The sequence below is a fragment of the bacterium SCSIO 12643 genome, assembly GCA_024398135.1.
In the GTDB taxonomy this organism is placed as follows: domain Bacteria; phylum Bacteroidota; class Bacteroidia; order Flavobacteriales_G; family Salibacteraceae; genus CAJXZP01.
The window spans coordinates 1,672,768-1,693,359 of record CP073750.1; the positions used below are offsets into that span (position 1 = coordinate 1,672,768).

Here is a 20,592-nt window from a genome sequence, read left to right on the forward strand (position 1 = left end):
TTCAGTCATTCTAAACTGTAATATAAGGTTCTGCTGTATCAGTTCTAGCGTGATTGATATCACATCAGAAATATATGTAACAAAATAAAACAACACTAATAATCAATGTTCTCTGTTTGGATTCTGATTATCGTTTCTTTATTCTGAAAACAAGCAACAAAAAACCACTAACTCAGCAGCTAGTGGTTTTCTCTTTAATCTCTATTTTTTTCTTTCATTAACCAGTTGCCATTAAGTTTTTCTAACCAGCACAGCTGATTGAAAAACTAAAATGTTCAACTTCGCTTTTATTCTTTATTCTGATGGCAAGCTAATTGGGGCTAACACATCCCCAAAAAACCATTGTTTTACACATTATTACGAATATTCGTAACCGCTATTTGGTTTTTAAATGAGAATCAGCACTGCATTTGGCGAGCTGTTGAAGGTCAATCTTCTTCTCTACATTTAATCAAAAAAACTGGTACATTTTTAGAAAACACCAACTTGCTATTAATGAAAAAATTTGATTCATAAACTCGAATTTTTAATATATCATCTAACCCTTCCCAAGAAACTTCTGTTAAATTATTTTCAGCACAAGTTCTATTTTTCCTTTTAAGTATAATAATCGTATCTGACGTTCTTTTTAGAACTCCTTTAAACCATAAGTAATCTTGAAAAATTAGACTATCGACTTCTATTACATTAACATCTTCTAATGTAACATCTTGATTTTGATTAGCATATCTAGTCCCCCTACAAGCATACAAACTTAGTGAACTAGCTAATAAAATAATCAGCATTAATTGTTTAATCATTACTTTGGAATTTCAAGAACATTATACCATTGAGTCGTACCTTTTATCCTAGCTTGTAAGATAATAACATCTTGATTTGTTGTTACTCTGTTAAACTCTAACTCAACCTGAACTCTATCTAATGAATATGCTGCTTTATGAGAACTCTTATACGAGCTAGTATAATTTCCTCCAGGATCATTAGTTGCTCCTATATAGGCTTCATTTATTTCATGTATCAAAGTTTCCCCAGGTTTTTCCCCTATTATATTAGCTATAGCATTTATAGCTTCCATATTAATCCACTGAACAGCAACAGTAAAACCAGTATTTGGTATAACTGTACTTCCTTCGTATCCTGCAGGAACCAAAGGATAAGGACCTGTACCTTCTTTAGAATAATATGTCTTCTCTTTTGTAGTAGATAAATCTACTACCTTTTTATCATCATTAATTGCCTCCAAGAGCTTTTTATCCTTTTCAGTAACAGCATCTCCTGTTGCATGCAACTCTCCATTTTCTCCGCGAGTAATATTCAAAGACGTTGAAGCATCTATCTTCTCTGTTGCTTCATCAGCATCTTCTCCTGTGACAAACACTTTTTCTCCTTTACCCTTATAGTCTATAACCGAAACCGGACTATTTTTAAAATAGGCATAGGGTGATTGCCAAGAATATTTATGAGCCCAAGGATCAACACTCAAAAACTTCCCAATTCTCGGATCATAAATCCTAGCCCCAAAATCCAATGAGTTACTTGTTCCCTTGATTTCATCATCCTTTTCATGTCCGTTAAACCCATACCTGTAATCATCCGTACTCGCATTACGCATTGGCATCAATGATCCAAATGCATAATAATCCGCTGCAGAGATCACTTCGGCTAAGTATTCTACTCCTTCTACTTTCGGAGTTGGATCAGAGCTTTGCACACTTGAATTAGTCCCCAGGATACCATCTCTACCATGGCTACTGTAATCCTTCACAACTTGGTTCACAATATTATCCATTGGATAATAACACTCTAGATTACTTTCACTGCCTGAAAGCCTCTTATTCATATAACTTTGTATTTGCTCTTGAGTTCTTGGAGTACTCCAAATTCTCACTTCATCCATTCCTCCTAAAGTTGGAGCTCCTGTCCAAGACTGTCCAATATTAAAAGACGTTCGTGTATGAGGAATCGCATTGTAAGTCAAATTATCAGTACCTCGCTCTACGCCATTTATATACCAGGTTACTGTTCCTGCTGTAACATTTTTCACCACTGCAATATGACTCCATTCATTTTCTACTAATGGTACATTTGCTGTTAAATGATCATAATTTGTTCCATCACCGTAATAAAATTTTAAATATCCATTTTGAAAAACACCAATATGGCCAGCATTTTTCCACCAAAGTGAAATTAAATCATGACGATTAGCAAAGTCTTTTGGTTTCACCCACATCTCAATGGTCAGATCATTTGTGAAAGAACTTATCGTAGCATTTACACGAACGTAGTCATTTAAACCATCATTCACTTCTCCAAACTCTAAATATTTACGAGAGTAATCAGCTTTCTTTCTATCCGTCACCACACTTCTAACATTTCCTAAATGATCCTTTAACTCATAACTCTTCGCTCCCACTGTTCGTGTCGAAGATGTCACCGTTGTATATGGATTCGGAGCAGTCACATTAAAATCCGTTTGGGTTTGTGACTTGGTAAACTGATAATTATTCACCGATACATTCGTTTGAGTCGCGATCTCCTGGTTCATATTCTTATTCCCCAATCGATCCGACCCATATAATGGCACTTCTGATAGTTTTAATATCACATTATTCCCCACCGGTTTCTTGTCATAAATAGCCATTACATTCCCGCTCGCATCGCGCAAGTAATACTGTTTCTTTATTAAGCCTCCTGAGTTAGTCAAAACTTCTTTGGTTATTCGGTTTCCCATCCCATCGTATTCAAATATAATGGTTTCTGATGAACCTATCACTCGTTTTACCTTACCAATTACATTCCACTCTATTTCCGTGTCATTATAATTATCATTCACCAAATTCCCCATATCATCATATTCATAGTTCTCATCTCCTTGTGTCCCCATATGAAAATCTGATGTTCCAGAAGGAATCACAGAAGATGCATCTTCAATATGATCCAGCCTGTTATTCACTCCAGGACTTACATATTGGTAATCCATATCATCCACTTTTCCTTGTGATGAAGTTCCATATCTATCCACTGTTTTGATATTTCCATTCGCATCATAAGTAAATGACTCATCGTATCGTTTACCATCATCTAAATATTTCGCGCCATCCCACCATTTAAAATCGGAGTTTAATATTCGGTTTAATGCATCATATCGATAGACATTCATCTTCACATCGTACTCATCCATCGTTAATCCTCCGGTAAACGTATTGGTCAACCACGTACTAATATTTCCATTGTATAACGAAGTATTACTATTCACATCTGACCCTGCTGCCGTAAACGGATTGTATTGACTATGCTTACCAATACGCGTTTCTTTTCTTTGATAATCTCCGTCAAAATACCCCAATTCCATCGCAAATGCATCTCTTGCTGTACTGTTAATCGCAAAGTCTTTTTTGGTAATCGTCACACCTGCTGCGGTTAGTCCTAAACCAGTAGGTAATGATCCTTCTCCAGTAGCATAGATTTTCACTTTATGATCTCCTACTACTTCTGCTTTGAGTCTATTCAATAGTCCTGAACTCGCTTTTTCATAGGACGCATTAATCTCTGAACTTAATGCCAAAGCAAATAATTCAGGTGTACTTACTGACGTAAAACTATACGTTGTACTTGATCCATTTAAACTCAACGTTGCACTACTTACAGAACCCGATACATTTGTAATATCAATATATCCTACATGTGCACCATCCGCACCTTTATCATTGCGTCCTTTGGTATCTAAGTCTACTGTATTTACACTCTTTAAGAAACCTTGCAATGTATACACATAATCTACACCCTGAATTTCATCCTGGCCCAATTCTATTCGACTTAATGGGCCATGTAAATAATATTCATATGCTGCATCTCTGTCCCATAAAATGCCATCTTTGGATGTATAAACTTCTGTGATTCTATTGTCTTCATCATAGTTATATCTATGATAGAACTGGTCTTCACTATCTACATCATAATGACTATTGTATTTCACTTGATTCACATTCCCACTCACCAGGTCATATTCATAATCCAGAATTTTCACTCCGATCTCATCCATATCGTGAATCAACTTTTTCACATTACCATGCATATCATAACTATAATATGTTGTCACATGATCATTCCAGGTCTTTTCTACACGATTTCGCACATTTTCCAGTGCTATACTTGTTACTCCACCTGTTTGATTGGTTATATCAGCTGTACTGTTTCTACTCTTTCCATATTGAGTATATACCTCTTCTGATGTGGTATAACCTGATAAACTTGGATCTAAAATTATATTCGTCAACATCTGATCAAAACTTACTGCTGACGAACTGGTTACCTGACCCACTTCAACAACTCTGCCCAATTTATCATACTTAGTATAACTAAACTTATTGTTATTATCATCTTGATTCGAATTTTGACTCAGTACCAATTGACCCAGATTATTATATCCAAACTGACTCTGTCCTCCATCAGGAGTATCCTGCCATACCAATTGCTTTAATGAATTGTATCTATACTTTGTACGCATTGTATGTGATGGATACACTGGCGTATTTCCTGCTGGATTATCTCTATACGTTTTCACAGATGATACCTGAGATGCATTCAACAAATTCACTCCAAGTGGAGGAACTGTCTCAATCAAATTCCCAGCTCTATCATAGTAATACAAAGTATATTGACCAGCCACCAAATCATATCTCATACTTAGATTATCCGTATAATCCTCCGCACACTTTTTATAATTCTCTTTTAATTCATTCGTCTTATCCTCCAAACATGCACTTAATAATCCTCTAATCGCATTATTCTGATTTTGTTGTTGAATCTCTTCGCACGATAATGGAACTTCTATATCCTTTGGCGTATTATCTACCTCAAACGTATATCTCACACATACATCACAAGATTTAGAATAATAATTAGCACAATTAGTTTGTTTTCGAAATTCATCTATCTCACTCGCATCGTAATCGGTTGATGATTTTGCTGTAGTATTATAAGTGTTGCCCGATACATGCCCATATGTAAATGGCACATAACATCCTAAATATTCAACATTACTTGATATACCCTGGTACACATTAACTACTCCTGATCCATTTACAGAACCCACAGGAGGATTCCCTGTATAATACAACATATTGGGGTTCAAATCTATTTGGAAAAACTCTCCTGATCCATTATACACAATATCATTAAATACTTTTCTATTTACATTATTGTATAAATAAGGTGTATAAGAGGCACCTGAATAATCGTAATATGATCCTGTTTCTATTGTCAATCCCCTCATCCATGAATCATGGCTATTCGCATTTTGTGGTTCAATCTGAAATCCTGCTATTATATTGGGTTGTTGTGGACCACTCTCACAATCGTTCTCTAATGTCAACTTCACCATAGTAATAATACTCTCTCTACTTTTAGTCACCACACCTGTCTCACTTGTCTCTTCAATCTCCGAAATCTGTGCCTCTACATATGTCTTTGCTCTTAATAATCCCGCAGTAGATGTTATCCATTCCTTCTCATCTTCGTAGACTTCCACATATATAGTTTCATTCGCTACAGGGGTTGGTAAACTAGTTGTATAAGTTGCTGATACCCCAGTAGCTTGACGTGAATCTATCAGCGTCTTAAATGAAGTTTTCCAAAAATCTGCAATATCATCTCCCAATACTTGCATTTCTTGATCAACCGATACATCTATACCTGATAAACTACTAACTGAATTTCCGATAACTTCTGCATATCCATATGGACAATTTGTAGATGTTGCACTTGCAGTAGAACAAGTATTCAAAGCATCTAAACTTTTGTTACTACTCACTTCTGATGGATAATCAAAATTCACAAAGTCACCGGAAAGAGTTCCTTCTAATTTTATTAATGATGGTTCAATTAAAGCCTCTTCATCATATAAATATACCTTCAAAATATTCCCGGAACTACTCGCTCTCATTATAGGATTAGATGAAGTTTTATTGATTTCATCTGCGATTAATGTTGCACTTTCTGAATATGTACTACCTGCTAAAACTTTCTTGTTCATTACATATTCTACATTCGTTCCATCATCATACTTCAATAAAAACTCCGTTGATCCTCCCCATGGAAAATCACTAATATCTATACTCGCTATTGCTGTATAATCTACCGGAGTCACTTTATTATAATGATACCACTCAGAATTAGACTTCCAACACATATTCTCTGATGGCACTGCATGGAAATTATCAAACTGATCAAAATAAAACTCTGCAATATGATAACGCACATCATAACCTGAAGGACTCACCCCTTTGAATATTCCACAGTGATCCAGATCACTAAGATTTTCAGGAGCCACCGCCCATGAAAATATCTCCGCCCCTGTTGAACATAATAATCTTACGTTCAACTCTAATATCTCATCATCTGAAAAATCATTCGGCATTATCTCTCTAAATATTACATTCACCTGAGCTGTTACTGATCTAAGCGTTCCTGTTCCATCCGATAGAGAAAAACCTTTTTCATAAGTATTCATTCTATCTCCCTGACTTCCTAATGGAGTTAGAACATGTTGTGGATTAGGACTCACCCAATTACTTCTTTCAGACATTCCCCTTTCTAAATTATCATAGAAAAACTTAACTATCTCTTCTTTAACCTCTTTTTGATAATCTGATACCGAATATCCATTTTGTATATATGGTGCATAATGTGCGGTCCCTAAAACTACATCTTCAATGTCCTGACGCTCTTTTGCTAACCTTTGCTGAACTTCTGTATCATCATATACATCGCTCATCTTAAAAGTCCCTGGAATTGAAATCTGATCTACTCCTACTCCATTTATAGAAAATGAATTCTCATTGTTTGTCTCTGAATCAAACTTCGCCCGACCCTCTAAATAAGTATGTAGTTCCTTATGACACTTTGTTTTACAATGTGCTACCATTAATTCAATCTCACAATCTTTTTTCGTGCTTACTATACCAGCTATATCATCTTCCCAATCATCTGAATAGATATCTGTATGACCATTGGCCAAATTTGCGGCTAAAACCGCATTATTATATGCCACCTCGTACATCAACTTATTATCATCACATTGCTCCTCACATGATAACTCTAATTCCACAGATGCAGTCGAATTAGAAATCTCATCTTTCATCTCTGGCATCGGGTCTGGAATCTTCTCTAAACAATCACACCCCATCTCTGCCAATGCCGCACGGTCTGACTCCTCTGCCCCTGTATTCACTGTCGAATTTGGATATTGCAAATACCTTAAACAATTATCATGTGCCAGGGCCTGTGTTTTATCTATATGTGTATTATGATTCTGATAAAAACTAGCTGATGAATAAAAACCCGAATGAACTACCTCTACTAATTTTACCTGATTCGATGGTATCCCTCCTATATTAGGCGGACCTCCCGGATGTTCAATATTATTATAGGTCACTATTATTCCTTTATTCTTCATATTCGCCAAATTCACTGCATCTATGAATTCCTGTGAAGATCCGTTTTGACCATATGCTACAATATCTATCCAATAACTACAACCAGGGCCTTCACTCGATACAGATAAACAATTAAATACACCTAATAAAAAATCATAATTCTCTTTAAAAGCACCTGCGGCAGAACCAGGGTTCTGGATTCCTCCATTCGCCATGCTCTCTGCTATCGTGATATTATTATCTAATAACTCACCATATAATGTAATACATGATAATATAGTATTTGACGCTATACCTTCATTACACATCCAATCTGTAATTAGGCCCTTAAAGTCTGCTATCGATGTTTGACTAATATTATTACTTAACAGATCTCCTGCTGGTTTTGTCAAAATATTTTTATAATACGTATTGTTGCCATCGTTTAATTGATAGGTCTTTTCTTTTTGAACATAGTTATACAATGTAGTCGCCAATGCGGTAGCCTTTGAGTTAAAATTAGGATCTGCACAAGTAAACCCTTCTATTGTATCACAACTCCATTGTGGAGCTGGTAAACTATATGGCCCACAACAGTTCTCTGTCAATGTCCAATTCTCATACTGTGACTCTAATTCTGAAATATAATAATCTAAATAAGTCTGCCCAGAATTAGGCCCCTCTAAATCATTAATCACTACCTCTTTCTCTATCGTATACACCCCAGGCTTTAAATGGATTGTTCCTGAAGTAATTCCTGATAAAAATGCACTACTCACTGTATTTCCAGCTGTTGATGTATTCGTATAATCTACTGCTGATACTGTAATATTGCCTGGAGCACTTCCATTCAAAAGATTACTATATACCGCATTTGTTTGTCCACACTCCAATAAATAACTTGGCGGGATATTTATCTCTAAACGTACATTACGATCCGGATCACTTGGATATTTCGGACTTGTAATCGTTATATAAACCTTGTAATCACACTCCGAACAAATATCATCACAATCGCCACATCCATTATCACAATCTAAATTAAAATCTGATGGAGAAAACGAATACGTTAAATCAATTTGATCTGCTTTTACCGAATTAAAAGTTCCTGCTCCCATCACCATTAATGTCTTCGAAGACGAACTACTATATCCATCTGAAGACAACATCCCTTCTGATAATGCATCCTCTACTGTTATAGTTTGCATCCCTCCTACTGGCGTTTGTCTATTTGAATAATCTGTTACTCTAGCTCCATCCAACATCGTGGCCAATACTTCCCCCTTTTTGGTCATATAATTAATAGAGGTTACTCCATTTGGATCTCTTGTACTCGTTTTATATACATTCTCAGCCAATGGTGCTTCATTTCCAAATATGTAATCTAACTCTTGCTGTGCAACACTCCCATATTCCACCACCGTATTATGCGCTCCTGATACATTCGTTGGATCTCCCAACTTCAGCACGTCACCGACTCCTCCTTGAACCCATACTCTTCCTGTTGCATCCGGAGTATATACATTTCTGGTATATGTCTGACCTTCCCCATCAGCCACATATAATCCATCCATCGATCCATTATTCTGATCACTATAATACTGAGACAATGAAGAAGTAGACTTTACACTATTAGGCGCAAACATTTTTCCATCCGTATCAAAATCTGCTGCTGAATAGACCCCTCCTGTTGATGAGGAAATCATAAAATGATTATCATACTCAAAATAAGACTTTTGAGTAGGTGCCATCATCGTATTTAATGCTCCTCTACCCGAATAATCATATACAGTCGCATTGGCTACAACTTCTTCTCTACTATTTAATTTCGTTTGAGTTTGTCTTACCTGATTTAATCCATTCGCATAAGTTACCACTTCTTTTCTCTTGCCTCCTTCTGCAAACTGTTGCATATAACTCCAGTTCTTCCCCTGCTCAAAACTTTGATCTATGAAAAACTCATTATTTGCCGAACTTCCCCCTGGCTTATAATTTCCAGATGGTGATGTAACTTTAAATTTTTGTCCCCCATCTGTACTTGCCGGAGTATAAAAATGTCCTAACGAAGCATCTATTGATAAACTGGACCATTCTCCTATATTCTTAACATTTGTTGCACCACCTGAATATTGTGATCCAATCGGTCTTACTCTCCATACATAATAGCCTTCTCCTGAACTTGGCATAAATGCATACGAACGCACTCCTCCATCTACTCTTACTTTTAAAGCTTTACTCCAATCTTTATATAACGTATATGATCCTCCTGAACCTTTTTTAGGATCTACTTTTAGTATCTCTAAATCATATGACTCAAAATAATCTCTATTTGTACCATTTGAACTATGACTACTCCAACTTAACATTACCTTGCTCTCTTGAGCTGAAATAACATCTACCGACTGATAATTGATATTACTTGAGGAATGTAAGTGATACTTATACTTCGCCTGATAATCCACCTTTAAACGTAAATTATTAGGTATCGTTCCTGTTACACTCGTCACTGTTAATCTTACAGCACTTGAAGAATGAAAATTAGATCTGATATACTGCTTGGCATCTCTTAAATCGTTCGAATTCACCGTCAACACACCCGATAAAACCACTGAGCTCCCTGAAGAATTTGAGTATTCTAAATCATATCCAACACTTATAGTCCCTTGCGTTATATTAGGGTTTGTTACATCTCCATAATCCAATGAAACCAACATAATCAACTCGTCTGTACTCACTGTTTGTGATCCGTTTGTTGACAATGAAGAATAACTCCCTGTAAGCGAATTATTCACTAAAATATTAGACCCTTCAAAAACAATTTGAGAGATCACACTACCGCTCATCGCAACTATTGCAACGAACAATAAAAACACTTTATGTAATTGATTCTTTAGTTTCATAATTAGAGTTTTGATATAGAGTAATTTTTATAACGTGCTAAAAGCTCTTCCTTTTCATTAAAAAAATAGCGTTTCACATCATGATGTGGGTATGCCGAAAATCGTGCCTTTGACACCAATTCAACATACGTGATTTCTTCGTAGAGTTGCTCCGAATAATAGCCTTTTACTATACTATCCGGTAAAATCTCCCCTTTAGAATAGTATATGTTCTGATACATCAGATTATCAAACTTGTAATAATTCTTAGGGGCTATTTTACATTCATACGAAATATTCTTCCCCTCATTATAGGTTACCGATGATGTATAAGACATAATTGAATCAAAAGCATTTACCAGACTATTCATATAACCGGTTGCCATTTCTTCTTCCGATTCTATCTCTTTGATATATATCTTTTTCGCTTCTTCATTTAAAATGATCATCAGACTATCATCTATATAATAGCTCATCTCATCACTGCTTATAATGACCATCTTTCCATTCTTATAAAAATCGGTCGTTCTTACATCTGATGTATAACTTGATTTACGCGAATAGGTCTGCATCTGAAAATGTAAATACTTCTCCGTATTCACCATATTTGCATAATCCGAAGTATGTTGCTTTAATTTTTCTATCGCATCTAAAGGAAACTGGTATTGAGATATAACAATACCTCTCATCCCCAATAGCAATACCATCATTATCAATCCTGTTCTCATATCTTATTGTCTAGGCTTACCTTCTGAGTTATACTGTGTTTCTGAAAGCGTTACTATTCCTTCGCTTGTCTCTTTTAATTTGCGGATTAACTTCCCTTCCTCGTTGTATTGATAAATCAATGCAAAATGCTGACTATCAAAATTTGCAACTAAGCGCTGATGATTATCATACACATACGTCACCATCTCTGATTTTACCGGTTGAACTCGAACATCATCTATATAAATCGTAGGGCCTGATGATGTCCATGATGTACATGACATCTCAAATCGTATTCTTGAAGGTTCAATACCCGGAGGAGATACTCCTGCTAAATCAGAACCATCTAACTCTACTTCATATAAACTCCATTCTCCACATGATTGAGCGAGTTCCATATCTTCATTTCTAACCGTACCATTCCCATCTGTAAGCTTGACATTAAAAGTTGGAGTCCCTGTGGTTTTTACCCATGCCTGAACTAAAAAACCATCTCCATCTAAAACATCCGTATTACTCCATAAACCGCCATTTAAACTCGGTGCTATATTAAAATATCCCGCATCCTTAACTTCAACACACTGATTACCCGTATGACCAAATGTCGTCTCCACATCCAAACTACTCGTCTGCTCTATTCCATTATCAAAATATTTAAGTACAGGGGAAGAAGAAGGGTCCGGAATGTACGTATTCTCAAATGATTCAAAGGATACTTCAAAAAATCTCCCATGTTGTACAACTCCTATTACTTGCGTGTTGTTATACCCATATAAAGCCCCGCTCGTCACTCCCAATGCGTTAATCTCATAAATAGGATCTCCATTAGCAGAATACTCCATCATATTGGAGGTCTTAATCCATTTATCATAGTCATTAGAAGACACATCCCTCCATAAAAATTGAGAATAACCAAAAGTCCCTCGATCATAATTCTTATAATCATCTGTAGCTGCAGTATTAATTATAGATCCATCTAATTCCGACTTATAGGTATAAGATTCTTTTACTCTCCATTTATTTAAAAAGCCTTGCTCTACCTGATTTGGAAATACCCCCGTCATATCCTTCGCATATCGAGTTAAATCCGTTGACCAATTCGATGAAAATGTTTGTGCATTCGCACTGATCACATGCTCTAAATACAACCCGTTATTAAATGAAATACAATCAAATTCTTCTACACTTCCGCATAGCCCACTTTGAAATACAACATTTCCAGTAGCTTGATCCAATACAAATTGCCCGTTCTCTCCTACCGTTTGATGTGCCATCTTCATCGTCACAGAACAACAACCATACTCCCCATTAGCAGATGTCACCACCACACTCATGGTCTGGGTTTCTATTACTACATCATTAATAGAATATTTAACCTCTATGTTAAATGTTCCTGCATAATAAAAATACACATCTGAATAATACGGTCCCCCATTGGGATCTAACAATGGTTGATGCACCCCATAACTGTTATTGACCCGGATACTATAACCCAAATTATCACTCGAATTATAACTCCCCGCTATCTTTTCTATCTTAAACCTCAAAACATAATCTAATGTCGAATGAGGTACATAAGTCGCATTAAAATTAGCTGCAAGACCAATTAATGGAGACATAAACAATAAAATATAAATTAACTTTTTCATCGGTTTAATTTTAGTTTGATGGATAACCTAAGCCGCCTTCACCACAGTGATACAATGTATAAGACTTTCCGTCACATGAATACTCATAGGATACTATTGAAAAACTTGTCTTAATTGGAGAAGAGGTTTGATCTATTATCACGTCCACCTTCACATTCCTAATACTCATCCCCTCACAGTTTATCACTGAAAAACTTGACAAATCAACCTCCGTATACGGCCCATATAAAACTATGGGTTGACTAGGTGTACTACTCAAGTTTGTTGTTGCCTGATTTAAATCATTTATAAACTGATTCGTTCCATAACTAATACCACTCGGTGTTGAATAATAATTAGGCACTCCTTCTGGAGAGAAAAATACCGTTTGCCCCATCATTGTATTCATCTGATTCGTATATCCACTTCGTAATATCTCAATACGACTAATATTCGATGGTAAGGTACTCGTACTATGCATTGACCTTTGAACAACCAGTTTATTATTCAAGGCATCCACATCTGTGACATGATATAAGCATGCTTTATCATTAATTTCTAAGAAGTCACCAACCTGGAAAGATTCCTCTAATCCACAGAAATTAGAGGACGAAGTGGCGTTAAACGTAATTGTACTCAAACCTGCGGATGTATTTCCTGTAATTGATGATAATCCCCATAATGACGGCTCTATCACTAAACCCTCATTTTGATACTTAGATCGCATCCCTTTATAGTTCCACATCGCCTTAAATTTCTGATCCAAATACACTCCTTCTTTAAAATCATCTTTATAGGTCGTCACTACAGCATCACCCGTGTAATCATCATATACTCTATTTACCGTATGCGTACGTATTCCATCATTCACCGTAATCACCTCTGTTGGAATCGAAGTATGTTCCACTACTTTTGATACACTTGCTGTATTGTATTTCGTACGCGTATATGAAGCTTTCACTGGCGAACTTAAATCTGCCAACTTTGCCAAAATTCCAGGTATAGGTATTGGTATCCCCGGATAAGCTATTCCTCCTGGACCATCTGTATCTAAAGTAGCTCGAACACTTACATTTTCATCCACAATAGACTTACTATATCCATGTACACTCACCTTTCTTCCTAAATCTCCCAATCGTGCTGTTTTTATAGCCATATTATCACCCATCAACTGTACCGTCTTAGACTGATCATCTCCGCGCTTTTCATAATGCATATACTTATACTCTGTTGATGAAACCAAACTCTTTCCATCATTCGATAACACACGTGTCATCTTTGGTTTACCATGCATATCATTTAAATGAACCACGATCCCTTGAGTCGCTGAAAACTCTTCATTCGTTACACTAAATCCTGGAACACCTAAACTTGCAGTTAACTGTGGTGTACGTCCATAATTTGGTGGCGGGGCATCTACACTTGGATTCTCCATAAAACAGGGATAATCCTTTGCTGTATAAAACTCTTTTACCGTCTTTCCTGTTCCTGTCTTCCCAGGGTGAATTGAACGACTCGTTACCTTTGAATATCCTATTGATGGACCAGGCATAAACCCAAATCCTATTGGCCCCATATGCTTGTATAAATAACTTGAGCCTAATATCGATTCGCCTAAAGATATATCCGACTTATCTATAGGATGTACCCATGGATTTTCCATCTTAATACTTCCACTCTCATTGGTCGCTACTCCTGAAGATATGCCCTGACCATTATCATCCAGCGTATATAAATATTCCGTTCCATATACTGTTGCCGGGTCAGATAACATTCCTCCATCTTCGTACATTAATAATCGTTTTACACGAGCGCCTCCTGCTTTCTTCCCTGGCTTTCTATAGTCACCAGTACCCAATGGTAGATTTAAACGCACATAAGACATTTCAGGATCCATATACTTACATTTTTCAACAACCCCTGATGCCGCACTTTCTAATATTCCTAAAAAGGATTTTGCCATTCCTTTCTCACTTCCCCCATCTACAGCTGATGTTAGACCAACTACATTTTGACCTCCATCTACTAATAACCTCCTTTGTGATTTATAAAAGTCCTTACAGACCTTCCTTGGAATCTCTCGCTTACTCGTTTTTCCTGGGTTATTAACCGGATTATCAAACTCTGGGCTAGATGTATTCGGATTTCTTTCATCAAAACTGAAGAAAAAATACCCATCTTTAAAACCATAACTCGATATCACCGAAAACCCTTCAATATAATCCGTATGATTACGCTTTGAATCCGGAGTATCCCCTATTAACGCATATAAAAATTTAAAATACATCCGATCCCCTTCTATCATCGGCTCAAATAGCTTTTTAGCTAAAGCTTCTCGCTCACTCTTCGTATTCGGAGTAGACAACCCTATCTTCTCTATATCAATATAATATAGCTTGTTATTTGTCTCTTCAACATCCGTATCCGAATGAAGCGGAACCATCACCATCGCATTGCGGTTTTGTACATAAGCATATTCATGTTGTTCATATTGAACATGGATTTCCCCACCACTTGGTAATTTTATTTGCTTTAATAAATAGGCCGCTGGATCGAACTTACTATAATCCGGATCCTGATTATTAAATGGGAAAAAGCGCTTTAAATTTTTACTCGCATAATTTAAATCTGATTTGTCCTCATCATAATTACAATACTGCCCCCAACCATCTGTGTTCACAGACATATAATTAGGATGTTGAATTCCTACTGGAATATCCCCATGATCAAAATCGTTAATATTTCGTCCTACTTGATCTGATGAAGGATACTGAGCACTAATAGGATAACTCGTAATATTAGGATACTCATATACAAACTCATATGGCTGTATTCTATTCTTAGAAATCCCTCCGTGTTCTACCCATACTTTCTTTAAGGTTAACTTCCCACTAGAAGATGAATTATTAGGTAAGCCATTTGCCAAAGTATAATCATACTTGAAATGAACACTCGATAATTCTTCGGATAAGGAACCATCATCACTTTGTTTTGCATATAGCTCAATCTCATCTAATTTCTTCAGACTCTTTCTCGTTCCGGTACTTCCATCCCATTCTGCAATCGCTTCCGCACTTGAACCATTCGGTAATCCCACCGATTGTCCGTCTGATCGACTACTCTTTTTAAACTTCGCTACGTGAGTCTTTGAATGCACCTCATGTAATAAATACACCTCTTTCTCTCCATATCCAAAACTTCCCATATCATCTCGATTCGTTGATAAGGAACCTGAAGATAAACTCACCCCAATATATGGAGATCTATGACCATACCATGCGTCTGAGCCATCTCCACCATGTACTCGCTCATATTTAAACTGTGTATAACTTCCAAAATCATCCTCTGATGGACCATCTCCTGTACGGTCTATATAATCTGGTGTGAGTATCTGTGTAAGTAAATACGTTGTCGCATACATATTCCCATCCTTCTGACCTACTTTACGTTTTGCACCACTATCAGAAAATTGACTCTTATCTAACATCGCTATCAAGCCATCTTCTGAAAAGATTACATTCGGTGAACCTGAATAGTCACTCGATTCCAAACCATACTGGATATTCTGCTCATTTCTTTCATATACCGGTAATCCATATACATAGATTAATCCATCCTTATTCGTTGTTACAATCTCTGCAATACCTCCTGCAGGGTAATCTCCATAGTCATAATCCTCATAACTACTTCCATTATAATATTCTAACCCCTTCTCATAAGTCCTATATGGGCTACTTCGCTTTCCTAGCTTTGAAAAATCCTCATTCGTATGAGTCACAATATGTGTACTTCGTTGCTTATGTTTCCCATCACTTCTGAAGTTAACCATACGAAACCCTCCATATGAATTATCATTTGCTGATACATTCCCCGTTAATGTCGGAGAATATGGTGCATCATTAAATACATCATGTCTTTCCGTTAAATCAAAATATCCAGCTAAGTCCCCAGCAAACAAGTAAAATACTTTCTCTTGAGATTCCTCAAATGAAGACTCTGACTTAAAAGATTGATCTACACCCATAAATTCTTCCCACTCTCCTATATCTGTCTGATGATAATTTGATGCTATCGATCCTCCATACCCGAACTCTAAATTTGCAAGACCCGGAATGAAATTTAATGGCACTGAAAAACCAGCTCCAAAATCCACTCCTATATCTTCACTACGTATTTCATTCGGTCTGAAATATCCAAAATCTCCTCGCACCGCTTCAAAACTCCCTCCAAAAGCTTCTCCACTTAAGCTATAATTATCTGCATTCGCTAGTGGATACCCCAAAACTTCATCGTTCTTCTCTAAATGAGACTCCATCTCCATCGTATAATCCATCAATCCTTTTGGATCATCTTGGGCTTTCTCTGTATTTAAATAGCCATATACCGTCTCCTCCTTTACTTCATACTTGTTCTTCTGCATCGAAAATGTTCCCGTAGCAGACCACTGACCCTTTATTGGTACAGGTGCAAAAGCTGCTCCAACATCCAATTTAATACTTGTCATAACTCCCATAGACTCTGACACAGAAACCGGAATAGGGCGAAATGATGGACCAAATGAGGGATTAAAAAAAGATAACGCTGATTCCTTTCCCTTATTCATAGTTTCAGTATCTTTTTCCTTTTGTTTTTCGGTTAGAAGTAATTTATCTATTTCACTTTTACCCTTAGCATCTTCCTCACTTAAAGGCCTATCTTTAGCCGAAAATGCATTTAATGCATTCATTGGATTAATGCTATATGTCGCCCCATTATACTTCCCATTCGAAAAACTCGCATTGATATTGGCCACTCCTGCAAAATCTGATGCGCCAAAACTTAATGAAGTTCCTAATCCATTATAATTATTAAAGGATATTGTTTGACTTATATTCGCTCCTATCAATCCTGATGACTCTCCCTTTGATGTCTCTTTAGCAAATATGTCTATATTTACTCCCAACTTCGCTCCTATTGTCCAGTTTGCTGGCATACGATTATAATAGGTCACCTTCGCTCCATCATACTCATCTGGGAAACCCTTCTTATTCCTATTAATCACTCCTGGATTAATATTCCATCCCAATCCAACCCAACTCGATAATGCCTCATTATTCACTGAATTACTATGATAGGATAAGTTTACCGGATACCCATTCGGTACATTCAATAACGGTAAATTATAAGTAAAACTCCCATCAAATTCATTGACCATATTCGTGGTCGATACCGGCTCAAATGAACTATACTCCGGCATACTCGAATGCCCTGTAATCGCATAACTATACATCGGGAACATGATCTGATTTACAAACAGGATCAACATCCCATAACTCGCTGTCTTTAATAATGGTCTTATTCTCTTCATTTTACAAAGTATTGTAATACGTTTCTTCGTTTATTGGTAGATCTCTTAATACAGACAAGTCAAACCGAAACTTCAACTTCCCCATACCAAATATCTGGTCATCATATACCAGGGTTACTTGCTCTTCTTTTAATTGGGTCTCATCAAACACAATATTATACACACATCCCCTCCCCAATTCATATCGCTCTTCAAATTGTGCAATATCAGGTGGTATCTTACGCCCTTCTTCCTCTATATAAATAAAGTCCTTCCAACTATTCATCAAATACCACTTGTATTGCCGGTACTCTTCATAATTACGTGAATATCTCTTTAAAAAATCTTGCTCCTTTCCCGTTATTGAAAAAACAAAACTTAAACCTCCATCTAAATCTCTATCCTTTCTTAACTCACCGGGAATACAGCGAACATCCACATCTAACTCCTTAAAATTTCGGTGTTTCGAAAAATCTTCGCGATGAGCCTCTATATACCCCAACAGATCTTCCTTACTCTCTATTTCCTCTCTCACACATCCAGAAATAAAAAAGACCATTATATATATCCATATATAACTACATCCCCTCATAACTGCCATTCAATCCAATCAGTAATTCCTCCGTTATGTTCTTGTCCTTATCACTATACAAAACATTCCCCTGATCCGTGATTCCTACAATAAGTTCATAGCCCTGCTCCTGAGCATACCTTTCTACATACACCTCAATCTGATTTGATACTTCCTCCATCAAACGATCATTCTCCCTTTGGATATTCTCCGTGTATCGCTCCTTCGCTTCTAATAGATTATTCTTCTTGTAATTTAATATCTCCTCTTCCTTCTTCCGTCTCTCTATCGATAAACTCTCTCGCTCACTTTGATACTTTATAAAAGACGCTTTTAAATCCTTCTCTAATTCCTCCAGATTCTTCGCCCACTCTGCTTCCTTCTTCTCATAATCCGACTGTGCTTCCTTATACCCATTATAATCCAATAACAAACGAGTGTTATCCACATACCCAACCTTTCGGGTATCTCCTATATATAGACTTAGAAAAATTACGATTAGCACCAACGATAGTGCGCTGATTATTATAGAGTATCTCTGCATGGTTAATTTATTTTTATCCCTACAAAAATCCTAAATCATCAAACCCTCTAAAAGAGCAAATACACCCCAATACATACCTTTTTTTACTCCATACTTCAGTGAGTTTCTCACTTTATTTGCAAAACAACTCACTTTTTCACCCAGAGGAAATACGAAGAAAACGAAGTGCAAAACACTCAAAAACAATGTGTTGCACACGAAATCAGAATGCACTGGGTTTACAACGAGTCTTTTACATGAAAATAAAAAGTTCCATAATTTAGAAATAGAATCTAAATTTGTACGTTCCAAAAGGAACCTTGTATTAATCTTAACTAAAACAATATGACATGAGTTAACCAACCTTGACCTGAAGAAAATTCACCTATTTATTTAAATTATCAATCCTAACTTTTCCTGATTAAATGAATATTAACTTATTTTCAAATCAACCTCTAATATCCAATTCTTTAGCGGATATTATTAAAAAGGGGGCCCCAAATGGGTCTCATTGCATTTTTTATGCATTTGAGACTTTAAATAACAATGTCGATTCAAACGATATCATCGTCATTTTAGAAAGTAAAATAAACCCTCTTTCATATGATAACTTAAGGACACTTCATAAAGTAACAACAAAAATCCTTTTTATCAAAAACCCCTTTTCATCCTTAAACACGCAATCTTTATATAAAATTGGGATACAGAATATTATTACAACAGAAGATAGCGAAGTTATATTCCAAAATTGCTTAAACGCAGTTAAACAAAATACCCCTTTCCTATCTCCATCTATTCTCAAAGAAATCAATCTCATCAACCTATCCCAAAAGCACAATCTAAGTGATACAGAAATCAAAATCATAAAAATGTCATGGGCGGAAAAAAGGAATCAAGAAATTGCCGACTTCCTATGCCTAAGCATCAGAACAATAGAAAACAAACGAGTTAAAATAAAAGAAAAATACGCTGTAAACTCATTTACAGGCGTATTTAAAAAAGCAATAAAAGATGGACTTATTCAAATTTAGATCAAAGAAAAAGAAACTTAAAGGCTGGACATTAACAGAAATACTAATTGTATTAGCAATCATTGGAATCCTGGTCATGCTTGTATTACCAAATCAAACCGCTGTAATTGGAAAAGCAAAAGCAAAAGAAGCTCAATTACAATTAGATATGGTATATAAGTTACAACTTTCAAATTTTTATGAACGATCAAAGTATTCTGATGATTTAAAAAGCATTGGATTCATCCAGGAAAAACTGGTATCACAAGGAGGGCAAGCCAACTATAAAATAGAGTTAATAGAAGCCTCAAACAATCATTTCAAAGCAACTGCGACCTCAGTAACTGACTTTGATGGAGACGGATCATTTAACGTCTGGCAAATTGATCATGAAAAAAACCTAATTGAAGTAATACCCGATTAATGGTTCTAATTTCTCTATTCAGTCTCATAATAAGTTCGGCAGCAATAATGTACGAAGATTGGAAATATTTAGAAATACACATAGGATGGTTTCTTCTGCTTTTTACCG

General features: G+C 36.2%; 9 protein-coding genes. 2 read left to right on the plus strand and 7 right to left on the minus strand.

Annotated features, from left to right (window positions below; all coding sequences use genetic code 11):
* Positions 1–428: 428 nt before the first annotated feature.
* Genes KFE94_07235 through KFE94_07265 form a run of 7 tightly spaced genes read right to left on the minus strand, consistent with a single transcriptional unit; the run spans position 429 to position 19,071 of the window.
* Positions 429–800, minus strand: a complete 372-nt coding sequence (locus KFE94_07235) for a hypothetical protein (protein ID UTW67899.1) — start codon at positions 798–800, stop codon at positions 429–431.
* The gene (locus tag KFE94_07240) at positions 800–10,315 is read right to left on the minus strand and encodes a hypothetical protein (protein UTW67900.1); all 9,516 of its coding nucleotides are present in this window, start codon (positions 10,313–10,315) and stop codon (positions 800–802) included. Before KFE94_07240 ends, KFE94_07235 begins: the two co-directional genes overlap by 1 nt.
* Before the next feature lie 2 nt (positions 10,316–10,317).
* Positions 10,318–11,022 (minus strand): hypothetical protein, encoded by a 705-nt coding sequence (locus KFE94_07245; protein ID UTW67901.1) that lies wholly within the window; start codon positions 11,020–11,022, stop codon positions 10,318–10,320.
* Positions 11,023–11,025: 3 nt separating this feature from the next.
* Positions 11,026–12,651 (minus strand): hypothetical protein, encoded by a 1,626-nt coding sequence (locus KFE94_07250; GenBank protein UTW67902.1) that lies wholly within the window; start codon positions 12,649–12,651, stop codon positions 11,026–11,028.
* Between the two features lie 10 nt (positions 12,652–12,661).
* Positions 12,662–17,977: a hypothetical protein gene (locus tag KFE94_07255; protein UTW67903.1), complete on the minus strand. Its 5,316-nt coding sequence runs from the start codon at positions 17,975–17,977 to the stop codon at positions 12,662–12,664.
* 1 nt (position 17,978) lies between these two features.
* Positions 17,979–18,491, minus strand: coding sequence for a hypothetical protein (locus KFE94_07260; GenBank protein ID UTW67904.1), 513 nt, complete (start codon positions 18,489–18,491; stop codon positions 17,979–17,981).
* 43 nt (positions 18,492–18,534) lie between these two features.
* Positions 18,535–19,071: an OmpH family outer membrane protein gene (locus tag KFE94_07265; protein ID UTW67905.1), complete on the minus strand. Its 537-nt coding sequence runs from the start codon at positions 19,069–19,071 to the stop codon at positions 18,535–18,537.
* Between the two features lie 404 nt (positions 19,072–19,475).
* On the opposite strand from KFE94_07265, the gene KFE94_07270 reads away from it, so the two are divergent.
* Together KFE94_07270 and KFE94_07275 are read left to right on the plus strand one after the other, a co-directional pair.
* Entirely contained in the window at positions 19,476–20,081 is a 606-nt protein-coding gene (locus KFE94_07270; GenBank protein UTW67906.1) for a response regulator transcription factor, read from the plus strand.
* The gene (locus KFE94_07275) at positions 20,062–20,484 is read left to right on the plus strand and encodes a type II secretion system protein (protein ID UTW67907.1); all 423 of its coding nucleotides are present in this window, start codon (positions 20,062–20,064) and stop codon (positions 20,482–20,484) included. Before KFE94_07270 ends, KFE94_07275 begins: the two co-directional genes overlap by 20 nt.
* The last annotated feature ends 108 nt before the right edge of the window (positions 20,485–20,592 follow it).

What these genes read in the sequence shown, in the direction of transcription:
- KFE94_07245 (UTW67901.1), bottom strand. Translation starts at nt 11,022, where the DNA reads ATGAGAACAGGATTGATAATGATGGTATTGCTATTGGGGATGAGAGGT.
- KFE94_07265 (UTW67905.1), bottom strand. Translation starts at nt 19,071, where the DNA reads ATGCAGAGATACTCTATAATAATCAGCGCACTATCGTTGGTGCTAATC.
- KFE94_07275 (UTW67907.1), top strand. Translation starts at nt 20,062, where the DNA reads ATGGACTTATTCAAATTTAGATCAAAGAAAAAGAAACTTAAAGGCTGG.
- KFE94_07235 (UTW67899.1), bottom strand. Translation starts at nt 800, where the DNA reads ATGATTAAACAATTAATGCTGATTATTTTATTAGCTAGTTCACTAAGT.
- KFE94_07240 (UTW67900.1), bottom strand. Translation starts at nt 10,315, where the DNA reads ATGAAACTAAAGAATCAATTACATAAAGTGTTTTTATTGTTCGTTGCA.
- KFE94_07250 (UTW67902.1), bottom strand. Translation starts at nt 12,651, where the DNA reads ATGAAAAAGTTAATTTATATTTTATTGTTTATGTCTCCATTAATTGGT.
- KFE94_07255 (UTW67903.1), bottom strand. Translation starts at nt 17,977, where the DNA reads ATGAAGAGAATAAGACCATTATTAAAGACAGCGAGTTATGGGATGTTG.
- KFE94_07270 (UTW67906.1), top strand. Translation starts at nt 19,476, where the DNA reads ATGAATATTAACTTATTTTCAAATCAACCTCTAATATCCAATTCTTTA.